Origin of the sequence: Peteryoungia algae, assembly GCF_030369675.1 — a bacterium.
Lineage (GTDB): Bacteria > Pseudomonadota > Alphaproteobacteria > Rhizobiales > Rhizobiaceae > Allorhizobium > Allorhizobium algae.
Map to the genome: position 1 here is coordinate 579,173 of NZ_CP128477.1, position 12,997 is coordinate 592,169.

A 12,997-nucleotide genomic window follows, 5' to 3' on the forward strand; every position below is an offset into this window, starting at 1 on the left:
GGCTCCTTTGTCTGGAGCGCCGTCTTTTTGGCGAACGAGATGTCGATTCGCACCGGCCGCGCACTCGGCATGCAGTTCCACCCGCCTCGCGGCGGCGAGTCGATATCGCGCAAGGCTACGCAAACCGATGCGGGCGCAGTTTAACCGCCGCTGCGGCTGCAGGGCGAGGGGAGCGACAGCCTGAGCGATACCGCGCCTGCCGTGCTCGACCTTGCGCTGAATGCGCGGCTGCTCCCGGCATAAGCCTGGAGGAAATCCTGTCCGATCCCGCCCATGTGCCAGCCGCACGCATCCATGCGCGCGTCGAGCGGCAGTGGTGAGCGATGCCATTGACGGCTTTGGGGAAAAGCAGAAAAAAGACACTTGCCATTCCGGCGCTCCCGCCTTAAAGGGTGCTCCATGCCTCGGACGGAAGCGTTTCTGTCCGATGTGAGGCTTAGGGGTATAGCTCAGTTGGTAGAGCGGCGGTCTCCAAAACCGCAGGTCGTCGGTTCAAGCCCGGCTGCCCCTGCCAAGTCGCACGGCGCGCCTTAGGGCTGCGACGCGCAATGAAGATGTGGCAAAGCCGAAAGAGTGCTGGAGAAGATTTCCTCTTGTGAAAAGGGGAATCGCTCTCTATGTAGAGTTCAAACAGACACGCGGTGCGTGGGGCTGACGAGGTCGGCTTTACGCGCCGTAAATCCGTGGGCAATAAATGGCATCCAAGGGTAATCCATTCGCGTTTCTGCAGCAGGTACGCTCTGAGACGAACAAGGTAACGTGGCCCTCGCGCCGCGAGACCATGATTTCGACGCTCATGGTCCTGGCGATGGTGTTTTTCGCTGCGCTGTTTTTCTTCGGCGCTGACCAGCTGATCAGCTGGTTGCTCGGCCTTGTGCTGAGCGTTGGCAATTAATCGGGCGGAGACGAACATGGCGGCACGTTGGTACATCGTCCACGCGTATTCGAATTTTGAAAAGAAGGTCGCGGAAGACATTGAGCACAAGGCGCGTCAGAAGGGCCTTGAGCATCTCTTCGAGAAGATCCTCGTTCCGACCGAGAAGGTCGTCGAGATTCGTCGCGGTCGCAAGGTGGACAGCGAACGCAAGTTCTTCCCCGGTTACGTGCTGGTGCGTGCGAACCTGACGGATGAAGCTTATCACCTGATCAAGAATACCCCGAAGGTTACGGGTTTCCTCGGTTCCGACAACAAGCCGGTTCCGATCCCGGATTTCGAGGCAGAGCGCATTCTGGGTCAGGTCCAGGAGGGTGTTGAGCGTCCGAAGTCTTCCGTATCCTTCGAGATCGGCGAACAGGTTCGCGTTTCCGACGGTCCTTTCGCTTCCTTCAACGGCATCGTCCAGGATGTGGATGAAGAGCGCTCGCGCCTCAAGGTCGAAGTGTCGATCTTCGGTCGCGCGACCCCCGTCGAGCTTGAATACAGTCAGGTCGAAAAGGTCTGATTGCACGAGGGGAGGCAACTCCCCGACCCGCGTGGGAGGATGGCGGTCTTTAGCCGGACCGACCAGACGCACCACGCAACCGCAGCCGCCAGCTGAAGGCTGGCATACTGGATCGGGCAACCGGTCTGAAATGAAAGGCAGAGAGTAATGGCTAAGAAAATTGCAGGCCAGCTCAAGCTCCAGGTCAAGGCAGGATCGGCAAACCCGTCCCCGCCGATCGGCCCGGCACTTGGTCAGCGTGGCATCAACATCATGGAATTCTGCAAGGCGTTCAATGCCGCCACGCAGGAAATGGAAAAGGGTATGCCGATCCCGGTCGTCATCACCTATTACCAGGACAAGTCCTTCACCTTCGCAATGAAGCAGCCGCCGGTCACCTACTGGCTGAAGAAGGAAGCAAAGATCACCTCCGGCTCGAAGACTCCGGGCAAGGGTGCGAAGGTCGGTACGATCACCAAGGCGCAGGTCCGCGCAATTGCCGAAGGCAAGATGAAGGATCTGAACGCCGCCGACATCGATGGCGCAATGCTGATGGTTGAGGGCTCTGCCCGCTCCATGGGCCTGGAAGTGGTGGCTTGATCATGACTAAGGTTGCAAAGCGTATCCAGAAGAGCCGCGAAGGCATCGATCCCACCAAGCTGATTGCCCTTTCGGATGCAATCGTTCTGGTCAAGGAGCGTGCCACCGCAAAGTTCGACGAAACCGTCGAAATCGCCATGAACCTCGGCGTCGATCCGCGTCACGCAGACCAGATGGTCCGCGGCGTGGTCAACCTGCCGAACGGTACCGGCCGTGATGTTCGCGTCGCCGTCTTCGCACGTGGCGCCAAGGCTGATGAAGCCAAGGCCGCTGGTGCAGACATTGTCGGCGCCGAAGACCTGCTGGAAATCGTCCAGGGCGGCAAGATCGACTTCGATCGCTGCATCGCCACCCCGGACATGATGCCGCTCGTCGGTCGCCTCGGTAAGGTTCTCGGCCCGCGTGGCATGATGCCAAACCCGAAGGTTGGCACCGTGACCATGGACGTCGCTGGCGCCGTCAAGGCATCCAAGGGCGGTGCTGTCGAGTTCCGCGTTGAGAAGGCTGGTATCATCCATGCCGGCATCGGCAAGGCATCCTTCGACGCCAAGGCTCTGGAAGAAAACATCAAGGCATTCGCCGACGCCGTCATCAAGGCGAAGCCGGCTGGCGCCAAGGGTAACTATCTGAAGCGCGTTGCTATCTCCTCGACCATGGGTCCGGGCGTGCGCATCGAGCCGTCGACGGTCACCGTTTGATTATGATTTGACCGGAGCCTCGCGCTCCGGTCCAACACGTTTTCGGCCTTTCGGGGCCGGAAATGCCTGGGTGTCAAATCCAGGCACTCCTGTCCGAGATTGTGGGCGGCCTCAGGGCCTTAATATCTGCCTGCATGAGACGGGTAAGATCCGTTTTTAAACGTCTGATGACGTCTTGAAGTTCGGTTCGAGCCTTATTCGCCTTATGGTTGGAAATCATTCCTTCCAGAGGGGACAGGATCCTCAAGCGTCGCTCGGGGTCCGACATGTTGGATCCCTTGAGGCAAAGGCAAACCCGGTGGGGCCTGCAGGATTGCGGTCCCATCAACTGGAGACAGACAGTGGAAAGAGCGGAAAAACGCGAATTCGTCACAGAACTGAACGAAGTCTTCAAGGCTTCCGGTTCGGTTGTTGTGGCCCACTATGCTGGTGTCACGGTTGCGCAGATGAACGATTTTCGTTCGAAGATGCGCGCTGCTGGCGGCACCGTCAAAGTCGCGAAGAACCGCCTGGCCAAGATCGCTCTTCAGGGCACGGAAGCCGAAGGGATCACGGATCTCTTCAAGGGCCAGACGCTGATTGCATTCAGCACTGACCCGATTGTGGCTCCGAAGGTCGTCATGGAATTCGCCAAGACCAACGACAAGATCGTTGTGCTCGGCGGCGCCATGGGAACAACCACCTTGTCCCCCGATGCAGTCAAGTCGCTTGCGACCCTGCCTTCGTTGGACGAACTGCGTGCAAAGCTGCTGGGCATGATTCAGACCCCGGCTACCCGCATCGCAGGTGTTGTGGCAGCACCGGCAGCTCAGCTTGCTCGCGTGTTTGCGGCCTATGCAAAGAAGGACGAAGCCGCGTAAGGCGGTTTTTCGCTGTTCAAACCCTAATCGTTCGTTTCGAACCGAACATCTATAAGGAAGTACCATCATGGCTGATCTCGCAAAGATCGTTGAAGACCTCTCTGCTCTGACCGTTCTGGAAGCTGCTGAGCTTTCCAAGATGCTTGAAGAAAAGTGGGGCGTTTCGGCTGCTGCACCGGTAGCCGTTGCTGCTGCTGGCGGCGCTGCTCCGGCCGCTGCTGAAGAAGAAAAGACCGAGTTCGACGTCATCCTCACGGATGCCGGCGCGAACAAGATCAACGTCATCAAGGAAGTCCGCGCCATCACCGGTCTCGGCCTCAAGGAAGCCAAGGACCTCGTCGAAGGCGCTCCGAAGGCTGTCAAGGAAGGCGTTTCCAAGGCTGAAGCCGCTGACCTCAAGAAGAAGCTTGAAGACGCCGGCGCCAAGGTCGACGTTAAGTAATATCGGAATGCGGCGGGAGAAGGTTTCCTTTTCCCGCCGGTTTCCTCCGGACACATTACCCAGGTACCGTATGAAAACGGTCCCTGGGTAATGGGTTCTCAAGAGGATGGTCTCGACCCGCGCGCCCGGCAAACCGGCCGGCCGTCCGGATCTCGAGACGAGATTGAGTGATCCATTTATTGACGGAGCCGCCTGGCCAGCGGTCACCGTCTGTTGCAGGCCCGGGTGCAAACTGACAAGGAGCGACGATGGCTCAGACCCTTACCTTTAACGGTCGCAGGCGCGTACGCAAGTTTTTCGGAAAAATTCCAGAAGTCACAGAAATGCCGAACCTCATCGAGGTTCAGAAGGCATCCTATGACCAGTTCCTCATGGTCGACGAGCCGCAGGGCGGCCGTCCCGACGAGGGGCTTAATGCCGTTTTCAAGTCCGTCTTCCCAATCACCGACTTTTCCGGTGCTTCGATGCTGGAATTCGTGTCCTACGAATTCGAACAGCCGAAGTTCGACGTCGATGAATGCCGCCAGCGCGACCTGACCTATGCCGCACCGCTCAAGGTCACCCTGCGTCTGATCGTGTTCGATATTGACGAGGATACGGGCGCACGTTCGATCAAGGACATCAAGGAACAGTCCGTCTACATGGGCGACATGCCCCTGATGACGAACAATGGTACCTTCATCGTCAACGGCACCGAGCGCGTCATCGTCTCGCAGATGCACCGTTCGCCGGGCGTCTTCTTCGACCACGACAAGGGCAAGAGCCACTCGTCGGGCAAGCTTCTGTTTGCCGCGCGCGTCATCCCGTATCGTGGTTCCTGGCTCGACATCGAATTCGACGCCAAGGACATCGTGCACGCCCGTATCGACCGTCGCCGCAAGATCCCGGTGACCTCGCTGCTGATGGCACTCGGCATGGACGGCGAAGAAATCCTGTCGACCTTCTACTCGAAGTCCGTCTATGAACGCGACGGCAAGGGCTGGCGTTTCCCGTTCAACCCGGAAACCCTCAAGGGTGCCAAGGCCATTTCCGATCTCGTCGACGCCGACAGCGGCGAAGTCGTGGTCGAAGGTGGCAAGAAGCTGACCCCGCGCCTGCTGCGTCAGCTGTCGGACAAGGGCCTGAAGTTCCTGAAGGCATCGGACGAAGACCTGTTCGGCAATTATCTCGCCGAAGACCTGGTCAACATGTCGACCGGTGAAATCTACATGGAAGCAGGCTCGGAAATCGACGAGAAGACGCTTCCGCAGATCCTCGAGTCCGGCTTCGAAGAGATCCCGATCCTCGGCATCGACCACATCAATGTCGGCGCCTACATCCGCAACACGCTGTCTGCCGACAAGAACGAGAACCGTCAGGACGCTCTGTTCGACATCTACCGCGTCATGCGTCCGGGTGAACCGCCGACCATGGATTCGGCCGAAGCCATGTTCAACTCGCTGTTCTTCGATTCGGAGCGCTACGACCTGTCGGCCGTTGGTCGCGTCAAGATGAACATGCGTCTCGACCTCGACTGCCCGGACACCGTCCGCGTTCTGCGCAAGGACGACATCCTGGCCGTGGTCAAGATGCTGGTCGAGCTGCGCGATGGCCGCGGCGAGATCGACGACATCGACAACCTCGGCAACCGTCGCGTTCGCTCTGTCGGCGAACTGATGGAAAACCAGTACCGTCTCGGCCTGCTCCGTATGGAGCGCGCGATCAAGGAACGCATGTCGTCGATCGAAATCGACACCGTCATGCCGCAGGACCTGATCAACGCCAAGCCGGCTGCTGCCGCCGTCCGCGAATTCTTCGGCTCCTCGCAGCTGTCGCAGTTCATGGACCAGGTGAACCCGCTTTCGGAAATCACCCACAAGCGCCGTCTTTCGGCTCTTGGACCGGGTGGTCTGACCCGCGAGCGCGCAGGCTTCGAAGTCCGCGACGTTCACCCGACGCACTACGGACGTATTTGCCCGATCGAGACGCCGGAAGGCCCGAACATCGGTCTGATCAACTCGCTTGCCACCTTCGCACGGGTCAACAAGTATGGCTTCATCGAAAGCCCGTACCGCAAGATCATCGACGGTAAGGTGACGATGGACGTCGTCTATCTCTCGGCGATGGAAGAAGCCAAGTACTACGTGGCGCAGGCCAACTCCGAGCTGACGGCCGATGGCCAGTTCGTCGAAGAGTTCGTCGTCTGCCGTCATGCTGGCGAAGTCATGCTGTCCCCGCGCGACACCATCAACCTGATGGACGTCTCGCCGAAGCAGCTGGTTTCGGTTGCGGCTGCTCTCATTCCGTTCCTGGAAAACGACGACGCCAACCGCGCCCTCATGGGTTCGAACATGCAGCGTCAGGCCGTGCCGCTCCTGCGTGCCGAAGCCCCGTTCGTCGGGACCGGCATGGAGCCGATCGTCGCCCGTGACTCCGGTGCTGCCATCGGTGCCCGTCGCGGCGGCGTGGTCGACCAGGTCGATGCGACCCGTATCGTTGTGCGTGCAACGGAAGATCTCGATCCGGGCAAGTCCGGCGTCGACATCTACCGTCTGCAGAAGTTCCAGCGTTCGAACCAGAACACCTGCGTCAACCAGCGCCCGCTGGTGACGGTTGGCGACATCGTCAACAAGGGTGACATCATCGCGGACGGTCCGTCGACCGACCTCGGCGATCTGGCGCTCGGCCGCAATGCGCTCGTCGCGTTCATGCCGTGGAACGGCTACAACTATGAGGACTCGATCCTCATGTCGGAGCGCATCGTCTCGGAAGACGTCTTCACCTCGATCCACATCGAGGAATTCGAAGTCATGGCCCGCGACACCAAGCTCGGTCCGGAAGAAATCACGCGCGACATTCCGAACGTGTCGGAAGAAGCGCTGAAGAACCTCGATGAAGCCGGTATCGTCTACATCGGTGCGGAAGTCGCTCCTGGCGACATCCTGGTCGGCAAGATCACCCCGAAGGGCGAAAGCCCGATGACGCCGGAAGAAAAGCTTCTGCGCGCCATCTTCGGTGAAAAGGCATCCGACGTTCGTGACACCTCGATGCGCATGCCTCCGGGCACCTTCGGGACCGTCGTGGAAGTTCGCGTCTTCAATCGCCACGGCGTTGAGAAGGACGAGCGCGCGATGGCCATCGAGCGCGAGGAAATCGAACGCCTCGCCAAGGACCGTGACGACGAGCAGGCGATCCTCGACCGTAACGTCTACGGCCGTCTGATCGACATGCTGCGGGGCCAGGTCTCGATTGCAGGTCCGAAGGGCTTCAAGAAGGGCGTCGAACTCACCAACGCCGTCGTCTCCGAATACCCCCGCTCGCAGTGGTGGATGTTCGCGGTCGAGGACGAAAAGGTGCAGGGCGAACTCGAAGCGCTCCGCGGCCAGTACGACGAATCCAAGTCGCGCCTTGAACAGCGCTTCATGGACAAGGTCGAGAAGGTTCAGCGCGGTGATGAAATGCCTCCGGGCGTCATGAAGATGGTCAAGGTCTTCGTCGCTGTGAAGCGCAAGATCCAGCCGGGCGACAAGATGGCCGGCCGTCACGGCAACAAGGGCGTCGTGTCGCGCATCGTTCCGGTCGAGGACATGCCGTTCCTCGAAGACGGCACGCATGTCGACATCGTTCTGAACCCGCTCGGCGTGCCCTCGCGCATGAACGTCGGTCAGATCCTCGAAACCCACCTTGCCTGGGCTTGCGCCGGCATGGGCAAGAAGATCGGCCAGATGCTCGAAGACTATCGCAAGCACCTCGACATCACGGATCTCCGCAAGGAACTGACGGAAATCTATGAGTCCGAAGCGCATGACGAAGTGAAGCACTTCGACGACGACGCACTCGTCAAGCTTGCTGAAGAAGCCAAGCGCGGCGTGTCCATCGCCACGCCGGTCTTCGACGGTGCGCATGAAAGCGACGTTTCCGCGATGCTCACGCGTGCGGGTCTCAACCCGTCGGGTCAGTCGGTTCTGTACGATGGTCGTACCGGTGAAGCCTTCGACCGCCAGGTCACCGTTGGTTACATGTACATGATCAAGCTGAACCACCTGGTCGATGACAAGATCCACGCCCGTTCGATCGGTCCTTACTCGCTCGTCACCCAGCAGCCGCTCGGTGGTAAGGCGCAGTTCGGCGGTCAGCGCTTCGGGGAAATGGAAGTCTGGGCACTCGAGGCTTACGGTGCGGCTTATACCCTGCAGGAAATGCTGACGGTGAAGTCGGACGACGTGGCCGGCCGTACCAAGGTCTATGAGGCGATCGTCCGAGGCGACGATACCTTCGAGGCCGGTATTCCGGAAAGCTTCAACGTTCTCGTCAAGGAAATGCGCTCTCTGGGCCTTTCCGTCGAACTCGAGAACTCGAAGCTCCTGACGGAAGACGGCCAGCTGCCCGACGCAGCCGAATAACGGTTTGACAAAGGCGTGCGAGGCTTCGGCCGCGCACGCCATTCCCTGATCGCCCCGAAGGCCAATGTCGGGACGGGAAGGGGAGTTTCGCCGCATTTCGCGGTTATTGTCATTTCAGGGTCCGGCGCGGCATCCCGGGATTTCGCCGCGACCAGGACCCAATCGAGGGCTTCTAGCCCCATAAGGAGACAGGCATGAACCAAGAGGTCATGAACCTTTTCAACCCGACAGTGCCGGCTCAGCACTTCGACTCCATCCGGATCTCGATCGCGAGCCCGGAAAAGATCCTGTCGTGGTCCTACGGCGAGATCAAGAAGCCGGAAACCATCAACTACCGCACGTTCAAGCCAGAGCGTGACGGTCTCTTCTGCGCGCGCATCTTCGGACCGATCAAGGACTACGAGTGCCTGTGCGGCAAGTACAAGCGCATGAAGTACAAGGGCATCATCTGCGAAAAGTGCGGCGTCGAAGTCACGCTGTCGCGCGTTCGCCGCGAGCGCATGGGCCATATCGAGCTCGCAGCCCCGGTTGCCCACATCTGGTTCCTGAAGTCGCTGCCGTCGCGCATCTCGACGTTGCTCGACATGACGCTGAAGGATGTCGAGCGCGTTCTCTACTTCGAGAACTACATCGTGACCGAGCCGGGCCTGACCTCGCTCAAGGAAAACCAGCTGCTCTCGGAAGAAGAGTACATGATGGCCGTCGACGAGTTCGGCGAAGACCAGTTCACCGCCATGATCGGCGCTGAAGCCATCTTTGAAATGCTGGCCTCGATGAATCTCGAGAGGATCGCTGGCGATCTGCGCTCCGACCTGGCTGAAACCACGTCGGAACTGAAGCAGAAGAAGCTGATGAAGCGCCTGAAGATCGTCGAGAACTTCATGGAGAGCGGCAACCGTCCGGAATGGATGATCATGAAGGTCGTGCCAGTGATCCCGCCGGACCTGCGTCCGCTGGTTCCGCTCGATGGCGGCCGCTTTGCGACGTCTGACCTGAACGATCTCTATCGTCGCGTCATCAACCGTAACAATCGTCTGAAGCGCCTGATCGAACTGCGCGCTCCGGGCATCATCATCCGCAACGAAAAGCGCATGCTGCAGGAATCTGTGGACGCGCTGTTCGACAACGGCCGTCGTGGCCGCGTCATCACCGGCGCCAACAAGCGTCCGCTGAAGTCGCTCTCCGACATGCTCAAGGGCAAGCAGGGCCGCTTCCGCCAGAACCTTCTCGGCAAGCGCGTCGACTATTCCGGCCGTTCGGTCATCGTGACCGGTCCGGAACTGAAACTGCACCAGTGCGGCCTGCCGAAGAAGATGGCGCTCGAACTGTTCAAGCCGTTCATCTATGCCCGTCTCGACGCCAAGGGTTATTCCTCGACCGTCAAGCAGGCAAAGAAGCTGGTTGAAAAGGAAAAGCCGGAAGTCTGGGATATCCTCGACGAGGTCATCCGCGAGCATCCAGTTCTCCTGAACCGCGCACCGACGCTGCACCGCCTGGGCATCCAGGCCTTCGAACCGATCCTGGTCGAAGGTAAGGCCATCCAGCTGCACCCGCTCGTCTGCACGGCCTTCAACGCCGACTTCGACGGCGACCAGATGGCCGTTCACGTGCCGCTGTCGCTCGAAGCTCAGCTCGAAGCCCGCGTCCTGATGATGTCGACGAACAACATCCTGCACCCGGCCAACGGTGCACCGATCATCGTTCCGTCGCAGGACATGGTTCTCGGCCTCTACTATCTGTCGATCCAGAACCAGAACGAGCCGGGCGAAGGCATGGCCTTCTCCGACATGGGCGAACTGCACCATGCGCTGGAGAACAAGGTCGTCACGCTGCACGCCAAGATCCGTGGCCGCTTCAAGACCGTCGATGCCGAAGGCAAGCCGGTTTCGAAGATCTACGAGACCACGCCTGGCCGCATGATCATTGGCGAACTTCTGCCGAAGAACGTCAACGTGCCCTTCGACATCTGCAACCAGGAAATGACCAAGAAGAACATCTCCAAGATGATCGACACGGTCTATCGCCATTGCGGCCAGAAGGACACGGTCATCTTCTGTGACCGCATCATGCAGCTCGGCTTCACCCATGCCTGCCGCGCCGGCATTTCGTTCGGCAAGGACGACATGATCATCCCGGAGACCAAGGCGAAGATCGTTGGCGACACCGAAACGCTGGTCAAGGAATATGAGCAGCAGTACAATGACGGCCTGATCACTCAGGGCGAAAAGTACAACAAGGTCGTCGACGCCTGGGGCAAGGCAACCGAAAAGGTCGCCGAGGACATGATGGCCCGCATTAAGGCCGTCGAGTTCGATCCGGAAACGGGTCGCCAGAAGCAGATGAACGCCATCTACATGATGTCGCACTCGGGTGCCCGTGGTTCACCGAACCAGATGCGCCAGCTGGGCGGCATGCGCGGCCTGATGGCCAAGCCGTCGGGTGAAATCATCGAGACGCCGATCATCTCGAACTTCAAGGAAGGCCTGACCGTTAACGAGTACTTCAACTCGACCCACGGTGCCCGTAAGGGTCTCGCAGACACCGCTTTGAAGACCGCGAACTCCGGTTACCTGACCCGTCGTCTCGTCGACGTGGCCCAGGATTGCATCGTCAACCTCGTGGATTGCGGCACCGATAAGGGCCTCACCATGACGGCGATCGTTGATGCCGGTCAGGTCGTTGCCTCCATCGGCGCCCGCGTCCTTGGTCGTACCGCTCTTGATGATATCGATCATCCGATCACGGGTGAGCGCATCGTCGATGCCGGTCAGATGATCCTCGAGCCGGCTGTTGTGGAAATCGAGAAGGCTGGCATCCAGTCCATCCGCATCCGCTCGGCACTGACCTGCGAAGTCCAGACGGGCGTCTGCTCGATCTGCTACGGCCGAGATCTCGCCCGTGGTACGCCTGTCAACATGGGTGAGGCCGTCGGCGTCATCGCGGCGCAGTCGATTGGTGAGCCGGGTACCCAGCTGACCATGCGTACCTTCCACTTGGGCGGTACCGCGACCGTGGTCGACCAGTCGTTCCTGGAAGCCTCGTACGAAGGTACGGTGCAGATCAAGAACCGCAACATGCTGCGCAATTCCGATGGCACCCTGATTGCCATGGGCCGCAGCATGGCGGTGATGATCCTCGACGAACGTGGCATCGAGCGCTCCTCGCAGCGTGTTGCCTACGGCTCGAAGGTCTTCGTCGATGACGGCGACAAGGTGAAGCGCGGCCAGCGTCTGGCCGAGTGGGATCCTTACACACGCCCGATGATGACGGAAGTCGAGGGTATCGTGCACTTCGAGGACGTCGTCGACGGTCTCTCCGTGCTCGAAGCCACCGACGAGTCGACCGGTATCACCAAGCGTCAGGTCATCGACTGGCGTTCGACGCCGCGCGGTGCCGACCTCAAGCCGGCAATCGTCATCAAGGATGCGAGCGGAAACGTTCTGAAGGTCGCACGTGGTGGCGAAGCCCGCTTCCACCTGTCCGTCGAGGCGATCCTGTCGGTCGAGCCTGGTCAGAAGGTCTCCCAGGGTGACGTGCTTGCACGTTCGCCGCTGGAAAGCGCCAAGACCAAGGACATCACCGGTGGTCTGCCGCGCGTTGCCGAACTGTTCGAAGCCCGTCGTCCGAAGGACCATGCCATCATCGCTGAGATCGATGGTACGATCCGCCTCGGCCGCGACTACAAGAATAAGCGTCGCGTCATCATCGAGCCGGCGGAAGACGGTGTCGAGCCTGTCGAATACCTGATCCCGAAGGGCAAGCCCTTCCACCTTCAGGAAGGCGACTACATCGAAAAGGGTGATTACATCCTCGACGGTAACCCGGCTCCGCACGACATCCTGGCGATCAAGGGCGTCGAGGCACTCGCCTCGTACCTGGTCAACGAAATCCAGGAAGTCTACCGTCTGCAGGGCGTTGTGATCAACGACAAGCACATCGAGGTGATCGTTCGCCAGATGCTGCAGAAGGTCGAGATCACGGATTCGGGTGACAGCCACTACATCGTGGGTGACAACGTCGACCGCATCGAACTGGATGACAACAACGACCGCCTGGTCGAAGAGGGCAAGAAGCCGGCTTACGGCGATCCTGTCCTGCTCGGCATCACCAAGGCCTCGCTGCAGACTCCGTCGTTCATCTCGGCCGCGTCCTTCCAGGAAACCACCAAGGTTCTCACGGAAGCCGCGATCGCCGGCAAGACCGACACGCTGCAGGGCCTGAAGGAAAACGTCATCGTTGGCCGTCTGATCCCGGCTGGTACCGGTGGTACCATGACGCAGATCCGCCGCATCGCCACGTCTCGCGACGACCTCATCCTCGAGGAACGCAAGAAGGGCACGGGCGCAGATGTTGCGACCCCGATGCTGCAGAACCTCGCCGGCGAAAGCGCTCCGGCCGCCGAGTAATCGGCGACAAGGGTTCGACACGATCAGAAAGGCCGCCCGGAGCAATCCGGGCGGCCTTTTTCGCTTGAGGGGGCCGTGAGGGTGGCGGAGCTTGGCAGGGGCGCTGCCACACGCGGTCGAGCCCACGACCCCGTGCCCTCGCGTACACAAACAATAAGGCCGCTCGGATGGCTCCGGGCGGCCTTTGA

General features: G+C 60.0%; 8 protein-coding genes and 1 tRNA gene. All 9 read left to right on the plus strand.

Features of this window, described 5'->3' with window-relative positions:
- The first annotated feature begins 438 nt into the window (after positions 1–438).
- The 9 genes from QTL56_RS02960 to rpoC all read left to right on the plus strand — a co-directional run bounded on the left by QTL56_RS02960 (position 439) and on the right by rpoC (position 12,809).
- A tRNA-Trp gene (locus tag QTL56_RS02960) sits at positions 439–514 on the plus strand.
- 180 nt (positions 515–694) lie between these two features.
- Positions 695–895: a preprotein translocase subunit SecE gene (secE, locus tag QTL56_RS02965; RefSeq protein ID WP_112248105.1), complete on the plus strand. Its 201-nt coding sequence runs from the start codon at positions 695–697 to the stop codon at positions 893–895.
- Between the two features lie 16 nt (positions 896–911).
- Entirely contained in the window at positions 912–1,442 is a 531-nt protein-coding gene (nusG, locus tag QTL56_RS02970; RefSeq protein ID WP_112248104.1) for a transcription termination/antitermination protein NusG, read from the plus strand.
- A gap of 147 nt (positions 1,443–1,589) precedes the next feature.
- Positions 1,590–2,021, plus strand: a complete 432-nt coding sequence (gene rplK, locus QTL56_RS02975) for a 50S ribosomal protein L11 (protein WP_147888564.1) — start codon at positions 1,590–1,592, stop codon at positions 2,019–2,021.
- A 2-nt stretch (positions 2,022–2,023) separates the two neighbouring features.
- Entirely contained in the window at positions 2,024–2,719 is a 696-nt protein-coding gene (gene rplA / locus QTL56_RS02980) for a 50S ribosomal protein L1 (RefSeq protein ID WP_229577022.1), read from the plus strand.
- Positions 2,720–3,060: 341 nt separating this feature from the next.
- The gene (gene rplJ, locus QTL56_RS02985; RefSeq protein WP_229577023.1) at positions 3,061–3,579 is read left to right on the plus strand and encodes a 50S ribosomal protein L10; all 519 of its coding nucleotides are present in this window, start codon (positions 3,061–3,063) and stop codon (positions 3,577–3,579) included.
- Between the two features lie 67 nt (positions 3,580–3,646).
- Positions 3,647–4,021, plus strand: coding sequence for a 50S ribosomal protein L7/L12 (gene rplL / locus QTL56_RS02990; protein ID WP_229577024.1), 375 nt, complete (start codon positions 3,647–3,649; stop codon positions 4,019–4,021).
- A 248-nt stretch (positions 4,022–4,269) separates the two neighbouring features.
- Positions 4,270–8,403: a DNA-directed RNA polymerase subunit beta gene (rpoB, locus tag QTL56_RS02995; RefSeq protein WP_229577025.1), complete on the plus strand. Its 4,134-nt coding sequence runs from the start codon at positions 4,270–4,272 to the stop codon at positions 8,401–8,403.
- Positions 8,404–8,597: 194 nt separating this feature from the next.
- Positions 8,598–12,809, plus strand: a complete 4,212-nt coding sequence (gene rpoC, locus QTL56_RS03000) for a DNA-directed RNA polymerase subunit beta' (protein WP_229577026.1) — start codon at positions 8,598–8,600, stop codon at positions 12,807–12,809.
- The last annotated feature ends 188 nt before the right edge of the window (positions 12,810–12,997 follow it).